The sequence below is a fragment of the Pseudomonas sp. GW822-FHT02D10 genome, from assembly GCF_058802345.1.
This window is the reverse complement of record NZ_JBXAOB010000002.1, coordinates 133,301-153,059: the sequence shown is the minus strand read 5'-3', so window position 1 is coordinate 153,059 and position 19,759 is coordinate 133,301. Positions and strand designations below refer to the sequence as shown.

The following is a 19,759-nucleotide window of genomic DNA, read 5'->3' as shown; positions in this document are numbered from 1 at the left end:
CTTTTTATTACAGGTCGAGCACCAGCGGTGTCTGGCCCTCAGCTGGAACCGCACAGCAAATCAGCACTTCCCCCGCGCCGGGTAACTCCGCCGGGGGCTGTGGATAACTCACCTGACCGCTGATCAATCGGGTTTTGCAGGTGCCACAGGAAAGCGCCAGCGCAACGCCAACGCTGCAGGTCGCCGCACGACGTGCTGTACGTGCAGCTTCCACAACCGTTCGGCGCCTTGAAAGGCTTCTACTTGCGGGCCCTCGAGGATGATTTCGGTACGACCGCTGACCTGCAACAGGTCACCCGAGGTGAAATCGATAAACAGCAACCCGGCCCGCGGATTGAGCAACAGGTTGCCCAGCGTATTGAAATGCAGATTGCCGGCAAAATCCGGGATGGTCAGGCAGTCGCCCTCGACCTGAACGAACCCCGTCAGGCCACCACGGTGGGAAATATCCACAGCCCTTGAGTTATCCACATCCACGTAACTGGCGACAAAGAAGGTGTCGGCACCCCGAATCATCGCCGTGGCCGCGTCATCCAGCGAATTCAGACGCTGTGCGATGCGCGTTGACGGATCGGCCAGCGGCACCGATTCGAACTGACGTAATTGAATGTACTTCGGGCAATTTCCGAAGGCCTGCTCAACCGCGACGCTCAGGCCTTGCGCGTCAATCGAGCGGACCCGGCCGTTAATCCGGTTACGCCTGCGGGTGTGCAACTCGATCCCTAGCAAACCAATCGCCGCCCCGAGCTGCAATTGTGCCGGGTCGTCTAGCGTGGGCAGGCTATTGAGTTGCAACAGCGCAGGTTCAGGGGAATGGGCGAAACCCGGTTGGCCTTCAAGGATGCTCGCCCAAGGGCTACCGTCGGCGTCCACGGCGCCGAACACCATGAACGGCAGCTGCCGATAGAACTGCCGATGCTGATCCGGCATTTCACTGCGAATCACCTTACGCCCGTGCGCCTCCATGCGCTCGGCAACGCCTACATGGGCGTGCAACTGTTTCTCGCCCGCGTGCCAAGGTGAAAGCTCCATTGCGGTTCTCCCCTGCGCACCCGGCGCAGTGTGAACGGCCCAACATCGCCGGGCCGTAAGCGCTTCAGGCGGTTTGCAAACCGGCCACGGTGCGTGGCATGCCGACGAAGCCGGGCAAGGCCTCGATCCGCGCCAGCCAGGCCCGCACATTGGCATAGTCGGCCAGCGACACGTTGCCTTCCGGCGCATGGGCGATGTAGCTGTAGGCGGCAACATCGGCGATAGTCGGCTCGTCGCCAGCCAGGTAGGTGGATGTGCTCAGTTCTTGATCGACCACCTTGAGCAGGTTGTGTGAGCGAGCAATCACGTCTTCGGCGTTGTGAGGCGCACCGAACACGGTGATCAACCGTGCAATGGCAGGGCCGAAGGCAATCGGCCCAGCCGCTATCGACAACCAGCGCTGAACCTTGGCGGCACCGACCGGGTCGGCAGGCAGCCAGCGGCCCTGGCCGTATTTCTGCGCTAGGTACACCAGAATCGCGTTGGAATCCGCCAGCACCACACCTTGGTCATCGATCACCGGGACCTGACCAAAGGCATTGAGTGCAAGAAAGTCTGGCTGTTTATGCGCGCCTTTCGCCAGATCGACGAAGATCAGTTCGGTTGGCAGCTTAAGCAACGACAGCATCAACTCCACACGATGGGCGTGGCCGGAACGTGGGAAGTTGTAGAGTTTGATGGCGTGCATGGTCGACTCCGCGGGTGGATTGCGCGGTTCAGGAGAGAATCGCGCTGAGTGGCGCTATCTTCCACCTGCTACCAAAACAACAGAATAACCAGAAAACACAATCGATCATTTCATCCTGTGCAATAACGCCTCAGGTGCGCAATGCCGGATGTTCACGCAATGCCTTCACCGTATAGTCCACGAAACTGCGTACCCGCGCCGGCGCGTTGCGCCCGCCCTGATACACCACATGGATGGGCAATGGAGGAAGTTCGAAGTCTTGCAGGACGATTTCCAGCTCACCGGCGGCGACCTTGCTCGCCACTTGATAGGAAAGAACCCGGGTCAATCCAAGACCCAGAGCGGCGGCGGTGATTGCCGCCTGATTCGCCGTCACCACCAGACGCGGTTCAGGGCGAACGCTCAGCGACTCCCCGGCCGCAATAAAGGGCCAGTTCCTCTGCTGCCCAATGGATGAAGTGGCGACAATCCGTGCTCGGCCCAAATCATCGGGATGCACAGGCCGGCCATGGCGCTTCAAGTAATCGGGAGACCCGCAGATAACCCGCCGCACCTCACCCACCAGAATGGCGTGCTGGTTGCTGTCAGGCAGTTCACCGATGCGCACGGCGACATCGATGCCCTCCTCGACCATGCTCACCACCCGGTCGACCAGCAACGCGTTGATGCTGATATCGGGAAACTGCTCAAGGTAGCCAACCATCACCGGCGTGACGAACAACTCACCGAACAGCACCGGTGCGGTGATCGTCAGTTGCCCACGCGGCTGTGCGTGACTGCCAGCAGCTGATGCCTCGGCTTCCTGAATGTCCGCCAGAATGCGTCGACAGTCTTCCAGGTAACGCTGACCGGCCTCGCTGAGATGCAGACTGCGCGTGGTTCGCGTCAGCAATTGAGTGCCGATGCGCGCCTCCAGCGCCGCCACCGCCCGCGTCACGCTGGCCGCCGACAACCCCAGGCGCCGCGCCGCCGCAGAGAAACCCTGCTCCTGCGCCACGGCGACGAATACCTGCATTTCCTGGAGTCTGTCCATGAGCTACCTGAAGAATCGTCGTGCCCAACCTCGTATCAGCCGCTTACAGACTGCCTTCGACATCTTCCAGACTGAAGGTCTCGGTGTTGTCGTCATAGGAGAATATTTCAGCGTATCGGCCCCAACTGATCACGTTCTCCAGGGTTTCTTCCACCGCGGCTTCATTGAGCGAATCTCCCAGTTCCTGCTCGAAACGGACACGCGGCGCCCAGTGTCCGCGACGTTCCTGCAGCACCTGGCGAATACGGGTGGCCAATGGCACATACCGGAGCAGGTGTTCAGCAAAAATGGCTTTGCGTTCCTGGGTGCCGTACTCATCGAACAACTTGCCCGCGTCGGTCAGCTTGATGTCCGCGCCCTTAAGCTCGGCAAACCCCAGATGCTCGAGCATTTCCGCCACTGGAAACAGGTCATCGACTTCCAGCAACAGACGCTCGGCGACATTGGAGAGGCTGTCCTGGCCAAAATACGGCTCGGCTGCCAGCGCCGAAATCAGACCGGCCATCAGGTTGGTCGACACGTCAGGCAACGGGCTGCCCAATTGCAGTTCAGCCTTGCCGGTTTTGGCGTCGGCACTGCGCCGGTTGGTCATCAGTGCATAGATGTCATCGACCATTTTGCGAAAGGCCGGGTCCAGACGGTTGCGCGGGTGGGCGAACGGTACACGGATTTGCGCCACGACCCGGCCAGGGTTCGACGACAACACCAACACGCGGTCGCACATCAACACCGCCTCTTCGATGTTGTGGGTCACGATCAGGATGGACTTGATCGGCAACTGACCGCCGCTCCACAGGTCCAGCAAGTCGGTTCTCAGGGTTTCCGCGGTCAGCACATCCAGCGCCGAGAACGGCTCGTCCATCAACAGCAAGGTCGGATTGACCACCAGCGCCCGGGCAAAGCCTACGCGCTGGCGCATGCCACCCGACAATTCCCGTGGGTAAGCGTTTTCGAATCCGTCGAGGCCGATCAGGTCGATCGCTGCCAGTGCACGCTTGCGCGCGGCCTTGGGTTCGACCTGCAACGCCTGAAGACCGGCTTCGACGTTTTCCAGAACCGTCAGCCAGGGAAACAGGGCAAAGGTCTGAAAGACCATGGCCACGCCCTCGGCAGGTCCGGTCAACAACGAACCGTTATAGCGAACCTCGCCTGAGGAAGGCAGGATCAGACCGGCAATGATCCGTAGCAGCGTCGACTTGCCGGACCCGGAGCGACCCAGCATGCCGACGATTTCGCCCTCGCGCAGGGTCAGATCGACATCGCTGAGTACCTGCAACTCGTCCTTGCCCTTGCCGAATCCGCGGCTGACGTTCTTGAGTGCATAAATTTCGGAGTGCGCGCCTGTTTTTTCAGTATGGCTATTCATCAGATCGACACCTGTTAATTCAGACGGAGTTTGTTTTCAGCAATGGCGTACATCGGCCGCCACAACAAGCGATTGAACGCCACGACAAAGAACGACATCACCACCACGCCCAAGGTGATTTTTGGAAAGTCGCCCGCCGCGGTGGTCTGGGCGATGTAGGCCCCCAAGCCGTGAGCGACCACCTTGTCCTGTCCCCAGGAAACGAATTCGGACACGATACTGGCGTTCCACGCCCCGCCCGAGGCGGTAATCGCACCGGTTACGTAATACGGGAAAATCCCCGGCAGCATTACCTTGCGCCACCACTGCCAACCGCGAATGCGGAAGTTGGCCGCAGCCTCGCGGAAATCGTTGGGAAAGGCGCTGGCGCCAGCGATCACGTTGAACAGGATGTACCACTGAGTGCCCAACACGATCAGCGGGCTCAGCCAAATGTCCGGGTTCAACTGATAGCGCAGAATCACGATGACAAACACCGGAAACAACAGGTTCGCCGGGAATGCCGCCAGGAACTGGGCCAGCGGCTGGATCTTCTCCGCCAGATGCGGGCGCAAACCGATCATCACGCCCAGCGGTACCCAGATCAGCGAGGCCACCAGAATCAACAGAACCACCCGCAGCAGGGTGATGGTGCCCAGACCGACAACATGCCAGAGCTCGCCCAGCGTCACCTCGCTGCCAACGTAAATCACGATGTGATACAGCGCATACAGGGTCATTAGCCCAATCGCCCCACCCCAGAGCCAATCGATAGCCCTTGAAACCGTCGGGCTGGCCTGAACCACCACCGCTTTGGAGCGTGGCAGGCTCAGGCGCATGTTGGTGATGCGCACGATGGCCCTGAGAAAAGGCCGCAACAAGCGCTGAACGACGCGGGTGCGCTGAATCAGATTCAGCACCCACGACTCAGGACTCCCGGCCTGGGAAGCGGTGTCTTCCATGCGGAATTTGTCTGCCCAGGCCACCAGCGGCCGGAACAGGAATTGGTCGTAAATCAGGATGACCACGATCATCGCCAGAATGACGTAACCCACGGCGTGCATGTCGCGCTGCTCAATGGCCGTCGCCAGATAGGAACCGACGCCCGGCAAGGTGATGGTCTTGTCGCCCACGGTGATTGCTTCCGAGGCCACCACGAAGAACCAGCCACCGGACATGCTCATCATCATGTTCCAGACCAGGCCCGGTATGGCGAACGGCACATCCAGTTTCCAGAACCTTTGCCAGCCGGAAAGCTGCAGATTGCTGGACACCTCTTCGAGATCCCGAGGCACCGTGCGCAGTGACTGATAGAAGCTGAACGTCATGTTCCAGGCCTGGGCGGTGAAGATGGCAAAGATTGCCGCGCACTCCGCGCCCAGTACTCGCCCTGGAAACAACAGCAGGAAAAATGTCACGGTGAACGAGATATAGCCCAGCACCGGCACCGATTGCAGGATGTCCAGCACCGGTACCAACAGCTTCTCTGCCCGTCGGCTCTTGGCCGCCAAAGTGCCGTAAACCAGGGTGAAAATCAGCGCCGCCACCATGGCCGCGAGCATGCGCAATGTCGTGCGGATTGCATATTCGGGTAAGTCGGCCGGGTCCAGCGAAATGGCCTGGGTCTGCAACGTCGAGATCGGGGCCCAGGTCTCGTGGGCGCCAATCGAGAAAAACAGCAGGAAGCCAATCACCAGCGGCATGGCAATCAGGTCCCAGCGGTTGGGAAGCAACCGTTGTGCCGTGGCCGGTATGTAATGACGCAATACCTTATTCATGTTCAGTGATTCCAGTAGCGTTCTGGAGGTGATCGTTGACCACCGATCAACAGTTTCTAGAGCGACCGCGCACTAAACAGCTCAACGGGCAGTTGCAGCACAGCTACGTACACTCTAGCGGGGTAATAAAACGACGGAGGGAGGCCACACAAACGAACGCTACGGGGGCGATGCAGAAAAGGGTTCAGTCGCTCAGAAATCTGTGGGTCTGAACACACCATTTACCCTCTGCGCCTCACTCGGCATCTCAATGGGTGACCCGCCGAGAATCGGCAGGATCCATGGCTGGAGTCTCCTGAACGGGAGTGAAAAGGACATTTTGGCAAGAAAAGCACGACGTCATCCGGCCGGCAGATTCTGCCCGCGGCGCAAACCATCGATATCGATGCCGACGCGCTGTTTTTCCGGGGCGGATTGTACGTTTCTAATTGTTACAGAAACATAAACTTGACGTATTTTTTACGTATTTGTGAATAGCCACCCTCCCATTGGCGGAATCGATTCCCATTGCCGCATCTCGACTCTACCGGCCATCAGGTAGCGAGCTGGGGGGCTCAATGAGCTGTGTTGACTTTCCCAACTCGGCACGCCAAAATTTACAACTTGTTACATCTGAGGTCATTTTTCTTTGGACAGTCATTGTTGTGAATCGGAGAAATTCTCCGTAAAAGCTTGGCACGACCTCAGCTAGATCCCCTTAGCCAACGTCTTGCCAAGTGCAGGACGTTGCGCGCATCAGTATCAAACTCCTTCGCGTAACTAAAACATGAAACCTGAGTGGGCAGATTTTTCTGTGCGCTCCTGATCCGTGCGTGCGTCTTGTGTTCGCTGCGGCCACAGGTTTCTGACCCATCGCCTGCCTTCATAGGTGCAGTAGCGAGTGTTTTAACGTGCTCGTACCGCCAGGTACGGAAAGGAGGGCGTCATGCCACCTGAAAATCATCAAAGGCCATCTAAATATTTGAAGCTGTGCCGCCACGAAAATCATGCAGGAGAGACCACTTATGGACCCCAGTAGTAGTAGTCCGGTCACTCTGACTGAAATGGCGGCGTCCAATGGGTAGTCAAACAACCATCACTGGCTGATCTCCCCCTCGATTTTCCGCATTTCTCTCCGCGTGACCTCTTCACGACTCCGACCGCTTTGGTCGACGGTTTAGTGCCCGTTTATTTCGCGCCCCTCAGCGCCAGGATGGCTGATTTCCCCCTCTGATACCGGCTATAGGCTGTGGTTTGGAGAGGGAAAGCACGTACACACCTGTCCGGCGGGAATCGAAAGCGGCATCCAGCGTTACGCTTTTGGAGAGATTTCGTTATGTCCAACATGAAGATTGACACTGCTGTTCTTGACAGTGCCCACGCCGGAGACATCCGCGGAGCATTCGGCACCATCCGTCATGACGACATCGCCCCTCGCAATGGTTGGTGGCAGCGCTTCAAAACGCTGCTGGCCATCCTGGGCCCCGGGCTGATCGTAATGGTGGGTGACAATGATGCCGGTGCATTCAGCACCTATGGCCAGGCTGGCCAGAACTACGGGACCATGCTGCTGTGGACCATGGCACTGTTGATCCCGGTGCTGTACGTCAATCAGGAAATGGTGCTGCGTCTGGGTGCCGTGACGGGTGTCGGTCACGCCCGACTGATCATTGAACGCTTCGGCAAGTTCTGGGGTGCGTTCAGTGCGATCGACCTGTTCATCCTCAACGCGCTGACCATTGTCACCGAGTTCATCGGCATCAGCCTCGGGATGGACTTCCTCGGTGTGCCCAAGGTGGCCGGTGTGTGTGTGGCAGCGGTGTTCATCATGCTCGCAGCCTGCACCGGCGACTTCCGGCGCTTCGAACGCTTCGCGTTGATCCTGGTGATTGGCAGCCTGCTCCTGGTACCCATTTTCGTGATGATCCATCCACCGATGGCACAAGTCGCTCACGACTTTTTCATCCCGCAACTGCCGACTGACGGCAAATTGTCGGAGGTGTTGCTGCTGATCATCGGCATCGTGGGCACCACCGTGGCGCCGTGGCAGCTGTTCTTCCAGCAAAGCTACGTGATCGACAAACGCATCACTCCGCGCTTCATCAAGTACGAACGCGCCGATCTATGGCTGGGTATTGCGATGGTGGTGATTGGTGCCGTGGCAATGATCGCCTTCACCGCGCAAGTTTTTGTCGGTCACCCAGAGTTTGGCCAGTTCACCGATGCCGGCGCCATCGCCACAGGTATCGCCAAATACCACGGGCGTCTGCCGGGCGTGCTGTTTGCGATCGCACTGATCGACGCCAGCATCATCGGTGCAATGGCGGTGTCGCTGTCGACTGCCTATGCACTGGGCGACGTACTGAACCTGAAACACTCGCTGCACCGTAAACCAAGCGATGCCAAGGGGTTTTACGTGATGTACTGCGGCCTGATTGCACTGGCCGCAGCGCTGGTGTTGATTCCGGGTGTGCCGCTCGGCCTGCTGACCAACGCGGTACAGACGCTGGCGGGTGTACTGTTGCCAAGCGCCACCGTGTTCCTGTTGCTGCTGTGCAACGACAAGGAAGTGCTGGGTCCATGGGCAAACAAGCGCTTCACCAACGTCATTACTGCGGTCATTGTCGCGGTGCTCGTACTAATGTCGGTCGTCTTGACCGCTGCGGTGGCCTTCCCGGATATGTCCGGTGAAACCATCACCAACATCCTCATCGGTGGTGGCCTGGTGGGACTCGTCATCGCCATTGCCGTGAATGTGCTGCACGCCCGCAAAGAAGTCGACGAAGGGATGCTGCCTGAGAACACCGTCACCTTCACCCCACAAATGATGCACTCCTGGCGGATGCCGCCACTGGCACAGCTGAAGCCAATGGTGCTGTCACAACGCAACCGTATCTGGATGGGCGTGCTGCGCGGCTACCTGGTGGTAGCGATGGGCATGGTGATTTACAAGGTCGTTCAACTGGCACTTGCATAATCTGTTAACAGGCAGGATGGATTGCGCAAGCTTTCATCCTGCCTGTACAGCCGCCCCCTATTCCCTCTCTGGAAAGCGTCCTCGCAGCCGCTTCGCGATGGAAAGGTGGAGGTCAGATAATAAAACCCCCTGACTCAGGGGGTTTTTGCATAGCGTCGAAACCGGTTGGCAAAAAACCAGCTCAGGTGATCCTAAGGAATAAAAACTGTCGCGCAATTGCCAAGCAGCTCTCTACGCCAATACCCGGCAGCGTCATCGCATCCTCCTGGCGAGCCTGTGGCCACGCAGGCTCGAATGAGAGGTTGTCCTCCCTCATCGTCACCGTCAGGAACATCTCTGGCTTAGCCATCGGCAAAGCAATGATAGAGACGCGTCTTCGCGCACTCAAAAATATAAGCACTCTTCACTTCTTGCCGAGTGAAAACCCAAGCGGTTTCAGGTAAAAGCTCCGTACGGCACACTACTCTCAAAATGCCATCATGCGGCCCAACGGATTAACGATTGAGAGTGGGCACACCGTCGCCCATCACGGGACAGGACATCACCAGAGTTCTGAAAGCTAACGTTCAGGAGCAACCGCCCAGCATTTCGGTGTAACGGCGTTTTATACAACAGCATTGAAATGGACTTGAGATGACCAACGTATTTCGTTTCACGACGCTTGCCAGTGCATTGCTGCTGGCTTCCGGGTGCTCTACTACCCAACTCGATCAACTGGGCAAAGACTACGGCACGGCGATTTTGTGCGGTGCCGGACTGGTTGCCGGTGGTGCGGCGGGTTATGCCCTCAATGGCAAGAAAGGCGCACTGATCGGCGCTGCGGCGGGCACGGCCGTTGGTTGCTACGCAGGATCGGTCTGGCAAAGCCGGATGCAAGAGTTGGATCGTATCGCCAAAGAAGAAAACCTGAAGATTCATTCAGAACAACTTCAGACCGCTCCGGCCACAACCAATGCCGCGCCAGTGGACGCAGGTCTCGTGACACAAATCGAAGACTCCGGAATGTTCGACACCGGCTCCGAGCAACTCACTGTCAGTGGCCAGCGAAGCGTCACCAAAGTGGCGGCAGCCTATGCCAATGTCGACCCCAAAGTGGCGAACACCCGGCGTTTACTGGTGGTAGGCCACACCGACGCCACGGGCAGCAGCGTCAACAACCAGAAGCTGTCCGAACGCCGTGCGCGTACCGTTGGCAAAGTCTTGATGGCCGCGGGCATTCCTTCGACCTCGATTTTCTATCAGGGCGCCGGCGCTTCGCGGCCACTTGCCGACAACAGCACCTTCGAAGGTCGGACCGAGAACCGCCGGGTTGAAATCGCGGAACTGACCTCCCAAGAAATGTTGGTGATGCGCGCCAAGGCCGAGCAATCGAACGCCAAATACCTGGCCCACGGCGCATCCACTGCCAAGCCGGTGAGCAAACCCACCACACCTGCGATCGCGACTAACTCGACATCGCCAACCCCTGCTCCCGTCGCCCCAGTGGAAACCATCAGCACCAAAAACAGCAACGGCGCGAAACCGACCGTGGACTTTGGTGGCGTGCCGACCGCCAGCATGCATTGGAACCTGGGTCAGAACATCACTCCGAAAAGCGGGGGCTTCAGCTTTATCAGCGCGGCAGCTGCCAACGACATTCCCGTCGGCAGCTGCCAGGACGACATGCCGCGGGAAAGCGGTGAAGTCATGAGCCTGGCCACTGACAAACCGCTCAACGGCGTTAAAACCCATGACTACCTGCCGGGCTACAACAACCGAGTCTGGGCCAACACTGTGAACGGCAACCTGGTCACCATCTCCCCGGTTTCCATCCTTCGCGAGGGCGCCGAAGTCGGCAAGCAACCCTTCATTCAAGTGGTGAAGGGTTATGGCGACGGCAACCGCAAGCCGCTGCCGAAAATGAACGCCGTCGCCAATACCTATGAAGGCGAGAAAGCAGTGCTGTACCGCGTGTTCATCAGCGAACCCAAAGCGCCTGTGGCCTGCATGGACGTTGTATTCAGCAAGGGCAATGCAACCGCTGAGCGCGGTGCGCTGTTCTACCCCGTCGGCGAGCAGAGCTACACCGTCGCCTACGCCCCTGTCAGCACTCAATAGTAGATAAACGGAGATATCGAACGTGCAAGAATCTGCGATGGCTGCTTTCAAAGCCTTTATTGCTGCAAACGAGATGGCGATCATCAGCATCACCGCTCTTTTCGTCCTAATGTGCCTACTGAAATTTTACTGGGAGAAGGTCGGCTACTTCGCCATGCGTATCTGGCACGGTGTGCCGCTGATAGGCACGGTATCGCGCTCGGCCAGCAAAGAGCCAACCATTCGCCCGGATGGCTGGACCAACTCCGAATACGATCTGTGCAACGACTACTACGAAGCATACGGCCAGGTCGACAAGAGCCCGGAGTTCTTTCGCCAGTGTCAGGATTACCTGAAAAAGATCGGCGAAGCCGGTCGCAAACCGCGTCCGGCCTGGGTGTTTATCCTGGCCGCCGTACTACTGGTGGTTGAAGCCGTCGGTTTTGGCTACGTGCTGTCGGGCTGGTTGAGCCTCGACGCGTCGGCCAGTGACAAACGCTACCAGGCCATCGGCGTGGCAATTCTGCTGGCGGTCATTTCCTGTGGTTTTGCCGAGGCGGCCGGTCATGCTATCCACCACAACAGCCTGATCAAGAAGGCCCGTGCGTGGTGGCGGGGCGACGCGTCCGATTCGCGCTCGAACCACCTCAAGCAAATCGACTCGATCAACATCGAAGACAGCTTCAGCGACAGCAACGACAAGGACTACAACCGCATCCTGTCGCGTATCTCCACCTCGGTCGACATCACACCCAAGTACCTGCTGATCGGTGCCTTCGTCGGCATCATCATGATCATGTCGGTCGCCGCATTCGTGGTTCGCGCCAAGACCCTCGACAGCATTCAGGATGAGATGGTCAATTCGCTGCGTGCCGAAAGCGCAAACAGCACCGGCTCCACCAAAGCCAGCCCGTTTGAACTGCCGGATGAATCCAAAGCGGTCAACGACTCGGCTAACAACAAAACCATTGACGACAAGATGGAAGCGATCCGAGAAGCATCGCTGACCACTTACCTGATCCTCTCGGTCATCTACATCGCCATCCAGTGCATCACTTGCTGGCTCGCGAGCATCTTTGGTTTCGCCGGTGTCCACTCGCGCCGCGCCTACGAATACACACATACATTCAACAGCGCGGACGAAATGGTTCGCTGGATGGAACGCGAGCGCACCAAAATCTCCGGCCATGCCGACCATAAGCTGAGCATGCTCCAGCAGAAGCTTTCCACCCGCGTGACCAACAATGCCGAGCACCTCAACGCGATGAAAGGCTCAGCCATTCAAAAGCGTGACTTCAACGCGTATGTAATGGTACGTCGTACCGCGGAAAAAGCGCTGAAACATGGCCAAGAGCGCATCAACGCCACGCCGGCGCCAGCGCCAGTGGTTGAAGCCGCACCGGTGATCCCCGCTGCTCAACCTGTCCCGGCCTTGCAAGCAGCTATTGTCGCGGCGTCCGAACCTGTAGCAGTGACACCCGTGGCCGTGCTGGCAGATATCGACGCCGATACCTTCCACGACCTCACGAGCGTCACGGATGAGCAATTGCCAACCCTGGCAAAAGCCCTGAAGCAAGACGAAGCCACGCTCAAGAGTGTCCGCGAACAACAGCTGCTGCTGAAACAACTGGGCATATTCAAGGTCGCAGGAGTCAGTGCATGAAGGCCCTCAAAGCACTGATGATCGCGGCCCTGGTGATGCCTTGCATCGCCTTGGCCAACGAGCGCAACGACCTGCAAAGCTGCTACGAAACCGCCCAACTGCCCGAACTGAAGCCTGCCTCGTCAGGCCGTGAACTGATCGTCGTGGTCGATGAGACCGTGCCTATTCCGGAAGATATCCAGAAGCAGGCCTGGGGTCAGATCACCCGCTTCGTGCAACCCGGTGACAGCATCAAGCTCTACAGTTTTTCGGCGTTCCTGCCGGGCGAATACCTGCGTTTGATCTACGCCGGCAAGCTCGACAAAAACGTCGGGGAGAACGCCCGCGACGACGCCAGCGCACGCAAGCTACGCACCCTGGACCAGTGCCTCGCCCGTCAGCCACAAGACTTCGAAGCCGGCTTCGGCAAACTGTTCGTGAAGAGCCTGCGCGATGCCCGTCAGGACATCCCGAGAAGCGAAATCATGAACGCTTTGCGCAAAATCGGCGACGACATCAAGACCGCCGAGAACCCCCACGATCACGTAGTGTTCCTGATCAGCGACATGCTGGAAAACAGCGACTACACCAGCTTCTACGCGAAAAATCAGATCAAGAACCTGGTGGTCGCCGACGAGCTTAAAAAAGCCCAAACCCACAACCTGTTCGCTGACCTGTCCGGCGCTCGCATCTATGTCACAGGCGCCGGCCTGATCACCGATGGCATCAAGCAAAGCTATCGCTCAGGCAAGACCATGGATGCGTTGAATGAGTTCTGGGCTGGGTACTTCAGCCATTCCAATGCTTCGCTGGCGGGTTTCGGTACGCCAAGTCTGGGTGGAGATTTGAAGTAATCAAGGAACCGCATGCAGGGGAATACCTATGTGCGGTAATTACGCCACCGAGCTTGGCGACGATAGTGCAAGGACCTGATCCAGGTAGAGGGCTTGGAGGCCCAGTAAGGGGCCTCCCACCTGCGACAGTTTTTATTCCCTGAAACCACAGGTTTCAGTCCTGTGGATAACTCACTCCACCGTTACCGACTTCGCCAGGTTACGCGGCTGATCAACGTCAGTGCCTTTGAGCACGGCAACGTAGTACGAGAGCAGCTGCAACGGAATGGTGTAGAGGATCGGCGACAAGATGTCGTGGATGTGCGGCATGTTGACCACATGTGTGCCTTCGCCATTGCTCATGCCGGCTTTCTCGTCAGCAAACACAATCAACTGACCGCCACGGGCACGAACTTCCTGCAGGTTGGATTTCAACTTCTCCAACAGCTCGTTGTTCGGTGCCACCGTCACCACTGGCATGTCGTCGTCGACCAGCGCCAACGGGCCGTGCTTGAGTTCGCCGGCCGGGTAGGCTTCAGCGTGGATGTAGGAGATTTCCTTGAGCTTGAGCGAGCCTTCCATCGCCACCGGGTACTGCGCGCCACGACCGAGGAACAGCGTGTGGTGCTTGTCGGCGAACAGCTCGGCGATTTTTTCGACGGTGCTGTCCATCGCCAACGCTTCGCCCAGACGAGTCGGCAAGCGACGCAGCTCTTCCACCAACTCGGCCTCCAGGTCTTTGGACAAGGTACCACGCACCTGACCCAGCGACAGAGTCAACAGCAACAGGCCCACTAGCTGAGTGGTGAAAGCTTTGGTCGACGCCACACCGATTTCGCGACCGGCCTGGGTCAGCAGGGTCAGGTCGGACTCACGCACCAAGGAACTGATGCCGACGTTGCAGATCGCCAGGCTGGCGAGGAAACCCAGCTCTTTGGCATTGCGCAGTGCGGCCAGGGTGTCGGCGGTCTCGCCAGACTGGGAGATTGTGACGAACAGCGAATCGGGTTGCACGACCACTTTGCGATAGCGGAATTCGCTGGCGACTTCGACCTGGCACGGGATCCCGGCCAGTTCTTCCAACCAGTAACGCGCGACCATACCGGCGTGATAGCTGGTACCGCAGGCGACGATCTGCACATTGCGGACTTTGGCGAACAGCTCGGCGGCTTGTGGGCCGAACGCTTGTACCAACACCTGATTCGGGCCAAGACGGCCTTCCAGGGTGCGTTGCACGACCAAAGGCTGTTCGTGGATTTCCTTGAGCATGTAGTGACGGAACTCGCCCTTCTCGGCGGATTCGGTGTTATCGCGGTACTGCACCGCTTCGCGCTCGACAACTTTGCCGTCGACATCCCAGATCTGCACGCTGTCACGGCGGATCTCAGCGATGTCGCCTTCTTCCAGGTACGTGAAACGGTCAGTGACCTGACGCAGTGCCAACTGGTCGGACGCGAGGAAGTTCTCGCCCAGACCCAGGCCGATCACCAACGGGCTACCACTGCGAGCGGCGACCAGACGATCCGGTTGTTGCGCGCTGATAACGGCCAGGCCGTAGGCACCGTGCAGTTCTTTGACGGTGGCCTTGAGGGCAACGGTCAGGTCAGGGAGCTCTTTGAGTTTGTGGTTCAGCAGGTGGGCAATGACTTCAGTATCGGTGTCCGAGGTGAACACGTAACCCAGCGTCTTGAGCTGCTCACGCAGGGCTTCGTGGTTTTCGATGATGCCGTTATGCACCACCGCCAGATCACCGGAGAAATGCGGGTGAGCGTTACGCTCGCAGGGCGCGCCATGAGTCGCCCAACGGGTGTGGGCAATACCCAGACGGCCGGTCAGAGGCTCGGTGGCCAGCGCTTGTTCCAACTCGCTGACCTTACCCGGGCGCCGCATGCGCTCGAGTTTTTCGCCGTTGGTGTAAACCGCCACACCGGCGCTGTCGTAGCCGCGGTATTCGAGGCGCTTGAGACCTTCGAGCAAAATGGCGGTGATGTTACGTTCCGCAACTGCGCCGACAATTCCACACATGCTATTTCTCCTGGCTGACTGCCGCGCAAATCAAATTAATGCCGCGGGCCTGAATCTGGTCGCGAGCCTCTTGCGGCAGGCGATCATCGGTAATAAGGGTATGGACACTGCTCCAGGGCAGTTCCAGGTTTGGAATCTTGCGGCCTATCTTGTCGGATTCGATCATCACGATCACTTCACGGGCCACATCGGCCATCACACGGCTAAGACCGAGCAGCTCGTTGAAGGTCGTGGTACCTCGCACCAGATCAATGCCGTCGGCACCGATGAACAACTGATCAAAATCGTAAGAGCGCAGCACCTGCTCGGCGACCTGTCCCTGAAATGACTCGGAATGCGGGTCCCAGGTTCCACCCGTCATCAACAACACGGGCTCATGTTCAAGTTCGCTCAGCGCATTGGCGACGTGCAGGGAATTGGTCATGACGACCAGACCCGGCTGTTGGCCAAGTTGCGGAATCATTGCGGCGGTGGTGCTGCCGCTGTCGATGATAATCCTCGCGTGTTCACGAATCCGCGTCACTGCAGCTCGAGCAATGGATTGCTTGTACTGGGAGACCGATTGGCCCGGATCACTGACCAACTCGTGCGGCATGGTGATCGCACCGCCGTAACGGCGTAGCAACAAGCCATTGCTTTCAAGCGCCGCCAGGTCTTTGCGAATCGTAACTTCCGAGGTTTCGAAACGCTTGGCCAGTTCATCCACACTGGCTTCGCCCTGTTCATTGAGCAAGGCAAGAATATTGTGGCGACGTTGTGGTGTATTGCGCTTTGACATGATTTGATAAGTTTCGATTAGAAAGATAACGAAAGCAATAAAAACCTATCGACGAAACTTCGTCAAGCCGGTGCACGAAAAAAGATCTGTGGTTAACCCATTCGCAAGCAAGCCCGCTCCCACAGAAATTGCGTATAACCTGTGGGAAGGGCCGGGCGACGTTCGCTTGCTCTCGAATGCGATGAATCAGGCTGTGAATAACTCCAGCCCGATCATTGATCTGTGGATAACTCAGTTCTTGTGGATTTTCACCGGACGCTTCCAGCCATCGATGTTCTTCTGCCGAGCCCGACCAACGGCCAACTGGGATTTATCCACATTCGAGGTAATCGTCGAACCCGCCGCCGTGGTCGCGCCGTCTGAGATATCCACAGGCGCCACCAACGAGTTGTTGGAGCCAATGAATACGTCTTCACCCAAGACCGTCTTCCACTTATTGACGCCATCATAGTTGCAGGTGATGGTGCCAGCGCCGATGTTGGTCCGTGCACCGATCTCGGCGTCGCCCAGGTAGCTCAGGTGACCGGCCTTGGCGCCTTCGCCAAGATGGGCATTCTTCAATTCGACAAAGTTACCCACATGGGCGCGGGCTTCCAGCACCGTGCCCGGCCGCAAACGTGCAAACGGACCGGCATCACTGCCCTCGCCCAGTACCGCGCCTTCGATGTGGCTGTTGGCCTTGATCACCACGCCTTTGCGCAGGGTGCTGTCCTTGATCACGCAGTTTGGACCAATGACCACGTCGTCTTCGATGACCACACGACCTTCGAGGATCACGTTGATGTCGATCAGTACATCACGGCCGACGGTCACTTCACCGCGCACATCAAAACGCGCCGGATCGCGCAGCGTCACGCCCTGGGCCATCAGGCGACGGCCTTCGCGCAACTGATAGTGACGCTCCAGCTCTGCGAGCTGCTTGCGATCATTGGCGCCCTGCACTTCCATCGCGTCGTGAGGTTGCTCGGTATCCACCACCAGGCCGTCGCTGACGGCCATGGCAATCACGTCGGTCAGGTAGTACTCGCCTTGGGCGTTGTTGTTGGAGAGCCGGCTCATCCAGTCACCCAGATGACTGGCCGGCACCGCCAGAATGCCGGTGTTGCCTTCAGTAATCGTACGCTCGGCTTCGCTGGCATCTTTGTGCTCGACGATAGCGGTCACGCGACCGTCAGCGTTGCGCACGATGCGACCATACCCCGTCGGGTCATCGAGCTCGACGGTCAACAGTCCCATCTGCAGCGGCGCCACAAGCTTGAGCAAGCGTCGCAGGGTTGGGACTTCAATCAGCGGCACATCACCGTAAAGAATCAACACGGTGTCGGCGGTGATGAACGGCACAGCCTGGGCCACTGCGTGACCTGTGCCAAGTTGCTGGTCCTGCAACACGAAGTTCAAGTCGTCTGCAGCCAGACGCTCGCGCACCGCGTCGGCGCCATGGCCGATCACCACGTGAATGCGCTGTGGATCAAGTTGGCGGGCGCTGTGGATAACATGGCCAAGCATGGAATTGCCTGCCACCGGGTGAAGCACTTTCGGCAGAGCCGAACGCATGCGAGTGCCTTGACCGGCAGCAAGAATAACGATTTCAAGTGACATGACTGGCTACCAATCCTGGGGGTCAGCGGCTGCGACCAAGAGATGAATTGCTGAAAAAGAAAAAGGGTAGCCGAGGCTACCCTTTTTAATCAATCACACAAAAGGCCGATGGCTGTTAGCCGCCAAACTTCTTGCGGATTTGCTGGACGGTGCGCAGCTGAGCTGTCGCCTCGGCCAGACGTGCGGCAGCGGAACCGTAGTCGAACTCGGCGCCTCTATCATGCAAGGCCTTCTCGGCAGCCTGAACGGCTTGCTGAGCGGAGGCTTCGTCCAGGTCGGCAGCACGTTGCACGGTGTCGGCAAGAACCTTGACCATGTTCGGCTGAACCTCGAGGTAACCACCGGAGATGTAAAACACCTCGGCTTCCCCGCCCTGCTTGATCAAGCGGATCGGACCTGGTTTCAGATTAGTGATCAGCGGAGCGTGACCCAGAGCGATACCAAGATCACCCAGCTCACCGTGCGCAATCACCATCTCGACCAGACCGGAGAAGATTTCCCCTTCCGCACTGACGATGTCGCAATGGACTGTCATAGCCATCTGCTTGCCTCAACCTAAATTAGCGCCCGTCACCGGGCGCCGGGATTACAGTTTCTTGGCTTTCTCGATCGCTTCTTCGATGCCGCCGACCATGTAGAACGCTTGTTCTGGCAGGTGGTCGTAGTCACCGTTGAGGATGCCTTTGAAGCCAGCAATGGTGTCTTTCAGGGAAACGTATTTACCCGATGCACCGGTGAAGACTTCAGCCACAAAGAACGGCTGCGACAAGAAGCGCTGGATCTTACGAGCACGGTTTACCAACTGCTTGTCGGCTTCCGACAGCTCGTCCATACCCAGGATCGCAATGATGTCCTTCAGTTCTTTGTAACGCTGCAGAACATACTGAACGCCGCGAGCGGTGTCGTAGTGGTCCTGACCAATCACGTTCGGGTCCAGCTGACGCGAAGTCGAGTCCAGTGGGTCTACCGCTGGGTAGATACCCAGGGAAGCGATATCACGGGACAGAACGACGGTGGCGTCCAAGTGGGCGAAGGTGGTCGCTGGCGACGGGTCAGTCAAGTCATCCGCAGGTACGTATACCGCTTGGATCGAAGTGATCGAACCGTTTTTGGTGGAAGTGATGCGCTCTTGCAGAGTACCCATCTCTTCAGCCAGGGTCGGCTGGTAACCTACTGCCGAAGGCATACGGCCCAGCAGTGCGGATACTTCAGTACCGGCCAGGGTGTAACGATAGATGTTGTCGACGAACAGCAGAACGTCGTTACCTTCGTCACGGAACTTCTCGGCCATGGTCAGGCCGGTCAGTGCTACGCGCAGACGGTTTCCCGGCGGCTCGTTCATCTGACCGTAAACCAGTGCCACTTTGTCCAGAACGTTGGAATCCTTCATCTCGTGGTAGAAGTCGTTACCCTCACGAGTACGCTCACCCACACCGGCGAACACGGAATAACCGCTGTGCTCGATGGCGATGTTACGGATCAGTTCCATCATGTTTACGGTTTTGCCTACACCGGCACCACCGAACAGACCGACTTTACCGCCCTTGGCGAACGGGCAAACCAGGTCGATAACCTTGATGCCGGTTTCCAGCAGGTCGTTGCCGCCAGCTTGTTCAGCGAAGGACGGCGCAGGACGGTGAATGCCCCAGCGTTCTTCGGTGTCAATCGGGCCAGCTTCGTCGATCGGGTTACCCAGTACGTCCATGATCCGGCCCAGAGTCGCTTTACCGACCGGTACGGAGATGGCTGCGCCAGAGTCAGTGACTTCCAGACCGCGCTTCAAGCCCTCGGTGGAACCCATCGCAATGGTACGAACCACACCGTCGCCCAGCTGCTGCTGAACTTCCAGGGTGGTTTCGGCCGCGCTCACTACTTTCAGCGCGTTGTAGATGCTCGGTACGCTGTCGCGTGGAAATTCCACGTCGATAACGGCGCCGATGATTTGAACGATACGTCCGCTACTCATAGCTGGAT

General features: G+C 58.2%; 14 protein-coding genes and 1 pseudogene. 4 read left to right on the top strand and 11 right to left on the bottom strand.

Annotated features, from left to right (window positions below; genetic code table 11):
• Nucleotides 1–7: 7 nt before the first annotated feature.
• From AC1RPZ_RS03905 to AC1RPZ_RS03880, 6 genes and pseudogenes are all read right to left on the bottom strand, one after another.
• Entirely contained in the window at nucleotides 8–214 is a 207-nt protein-coding gene (locus tag AC1RPZ_RS03905; protein WP_493135068.1) for a 2Fe-2S iron-sulfur cluster-binding protein, read from the bottom strand.
• Nucleotides 151–1,032, bottom strand: a pseudogene (locus AC1RPZ_RS03900) (pyridoxamine 5'-phosphate oxidase family protein); the annotation flags it as partial. The pseudogene AC1RPZ_RS03900 and the gene AC1RPZ_RS03905, both read right to left, overlap by 64 nt.
• 64 nt (nucleotides 1,033–1,096) lie before the next feature.
• The gene (locus AC1RPZ_RS03895; RefSeq protein WP_493135066.1) at nucleotides 1,097–1,720 is read right to left on the bottom strand and encodes a glutathione S-transferase family protein; all 624 of its coding nucleotides are present in this window, start codon (nucleotides 1,718–1,720) and stop codon (nucleotides 1,097–1,099) included.
• Between the two features lie 130 nt (nucleotides 1,721–1,850).
• Complete coding sequence (locus AC1RPZ_RS03890; protein ID WP_493135064.1) at nucleotides 1,851–2,753, bottom strand: LysR family transcriptional regulator; 903 nt, start codon at nucleotides 2,751–2,753, stop codon at nucleotides 1,851–1,853.
• Nucleotides 2,754–2,796: 43 nt separating this feature from the next.
• Nucleotides 2,797–4,119 carry an ABC transporter ATP-binding protein gene (locus tag AC1RPZ_RS03885; protein WP_493135062.1) on the bottom strand — a complete coding sequence of 441 codons (1,323 nt, stop codon included), beginning with the start codon at nucleotides 4,117–4,119 and terminating at the stop codon, nucleotides 2,797–2,799.
• A gap of 14 nt (nucleotides 4,120–4,133) precedes the next feature.
• Nucleotides 4,134–5,876, bottom strand: coding sequence for an ABC transporter permease (locus AC1RPZ_RS03880; protein ID WP_493135060.1), 1,743 nt, complete (start codon nucleotides 5,874–5,876; stop codon nucleotides 4,134–4,136).
• A 1,315-nt stretch (nucleotides 5,877–7,191) separates the two neighbouring features.
• Here AC1RPZ_RS03880 and AC1RPZ_RS03875 point away from each other — a divergent pair.
• The 4 genes from AC1RPZ_RS03875 to AC1RPZ_RS03860 all read left to right on the top strand — a co-directional run bounded on the left by AC1RPZ_RS03875 (nucleotide 7,192) and on the right by AC1RPZ_RS03860 (nucleotide 13,404).
• Complete coding sequence (locus tag AC1RPZ_RS03875) at nucleotides 7,192–8,832, top strand: Nramp family divalent metal transporter (RefSeq protein WP_493135058.1); 1,641 nt, start codon at nucleotides 7,192–7,194, stop codon at nucleotides 8,830–8,832.
• Between the two features lie 633 nt (nucleotides 8,833–9,465).
• On the top strand, nucleotides 9,466–10,929 hold the full coding sequence (locus AC1RPZ_RS03870; protein ID WP_493135055.1) for an OmpA family protein: 1,464 nt from the start codon (nucleotides 9,466–9,468) through the stop codon (nucleotides 10,927–10,929).
• 37 nt (nucleotides 10,930–10,966) lie between these two features.
• Nucleotides 10,967–12,571: a hypothetical protein gene (locus AC1RPZ_RS03865; RefSeq protein WP_493135053.1), complete on the top strand. Its 1,605-nt coding sequence runs from the start codon at nucleotides 10,967–10,969 to the stop codon at nucleotides 12,569–12,571.
• On the top strand, nucleotides 12,568–13,404 hold the full coding sequence (locus AC1RPZ_RS03860) for a hypothetical protein (RefSeq protein ID WP_493135051.1): 837 nt from the start codon (nucleotides 12,568–12,570) through the stop codon (nucleotides 13,402–13,404). Before AC1RPZ_RS03865 ends, AC1RPZ_RS03860 begins: the two co-directional genes overlap by 4 nt.
• A 171-nt stretch (nucleotides 13,405–13,575) precedes the next feature.
• On the opposite strand, the gene glmS is transcribed toward AC1RPZ_RS03860, so the two are convergent.
• From glmS to atpD, 5 genes are all read right to left on the bottom strand, one after another.
• Complete coding sequence (gene glmS, locus AC1RPZ_RS03855; protein WP_493135049.1) at nucleotides 13,576–15,408, bottom strand: glutamine--fructose-6-phosphate transaminase (isomerizing); 1,833 nt, start codon at nucleotides 15,406–15,408, stop codon at nucleotides 13,576–13,578.
• Between the two features lies 1 nt (nucleotide 15,409).
• The gene (locus AC1RPZ_RS03850) at nucleotides 15,410–16,189 is read right to left on the bottom strand and encodes a DeoR/GlpR family DNA-binding transcription regulator (protein WP_493135688.1); all 780 of its coding nucleotides are present in this window, start codon (nucleotides 16,187–16,189) and stop codon (nucleotides 15,410–15,412) included.
• Nucleotides 16,190–16,417: 228 nt separating this feature from the next.
• Nucleotides 16,418–17,785 carry a bifunctional UDP-N-acetylglucosamine diphosphorylase/glucosamine-1-phosphate N-acetyltransferase GlmU gene (glmU, locus tag AC1RPZ_RS03845; RefSeq protein WP_493135047.1) on the bottom strand — a complete coding sequence of 456 codons (1,368 nt, stop codon included), beginning with the start codon at nucleotides 17,783–17,785 and terminating at the stop codon, nucleotides 16,418–16,420.
• A 115-nt stretch (nucleotides 17,786–17,900) separates the two neighbouring features.
• Nucleotides 17,901–18,326 (bottom strand): F0F1 ATP synthase subunit epsilon, encoded by a 426-nt coding sequence (locus AC1RPZ_RS03840; protein WP_493135045.1) that lies wholly within the window; start codon nucleotides 18,324–18,326, stop codon nucleotides 17,901–17,903.
• Between the two features lie 45 nt (nucleotides 18,327–18,371).
• A complete protein-coding gene (gene atpD, locus AC1RPZ_RS03835; RefSeq protein ID WP_092275736.1) occupies nucleotides 18,372–19,751 on the bottom strand; it encodes a F0F1 ATP synthase subunit beta in 1,380 nt (459 codons plus the stop codon).
• Nucleotides 19,752–19,759 lie beyond the last annotated feature (8 nt).

Coding starts and splice junctions, on each gene's coding strand:
- AC1RPZ_RS03895 (WP_493135066.1), bottom strand. CDS start 1,720: ATGCACGCCATCAAACTCTACAACTTCCCACGTTCCGGCCACGCCCAT.
- AC1RPZ_RS03890 (WP_493135064.1), bottom strand. CDS start 2,753: ATGGACAGACTCCAGGAAATGCAGGTATTCGTCGCCGTGGCGCAGGAG.
- AC1RPZ_RS03885 (WP_493135062.1), bottom strand. CDS start 4,119: ATGAATAGCCATACTGAAAAAACAGGCGCGCACTCCGAAATTTATGCA.
- AC1RPZ_RS03880 (WP_493135060.1), bottom strand. CDS start 5,876: ATGAATAAGGTATTGCGTCATTACATACCGGCCACGGCACAACGGTTG.
- AC1RPZ_RS03875 (WP_493135058.1), top strand. CDS start 7,192: ATGTCCAACATGAAGATTGACACTGCTGTTCTTGACAGTGCCCACGCC.
- AC1RPZ_RS03870 (WP_493135055.1), top strand. CDS start 9,466: ATGACCAACGTATTTCGTTTCACGACGCTTGCCAGTGCATTGCTGCTG.
- AC1RPZ_RS03865 (WP_493135053.1), top strand. CDS start 10,967: ATGGCTGCTTTCAAAGCCTTTATTGCTGCAAACGAGATGGCGATCATC.
- AC1RPZ_RS03860 (WP_493135051.1), top strand. CDS start 12,568: ATGAAGGCCCTCAAAGCACTGATGATCGCGGCCCTGGTGATGCCTTGC.
- glmS (WP_493135049.1), bottom strand. CDS start 15,408: ATGTGTGGAATTGTCGGCGCAGTTGCGGAACGTAACATCACCGCCATT.
- glmU (WP_493135047.1), bottom strand. CDS start 17,785: ATGTCACTTGAAATCGTTATTCTTGCTGCCGGTCAAGGCACTCGCATG.
- AC1RPZ_RS03840 (WP_493135045.1), bottom strand. CDS start 18,326: ATGGCTATGACAGTCCATTGCGACATCGTCAGTGCGGAAGGGGAAATC.
- atpD (WP_092275736.1), bottom strand. CDS start 19,751: ATGAGTAGCGGACGTATCGTTCAAATCATCGGCGCCGTTATCGACGTG.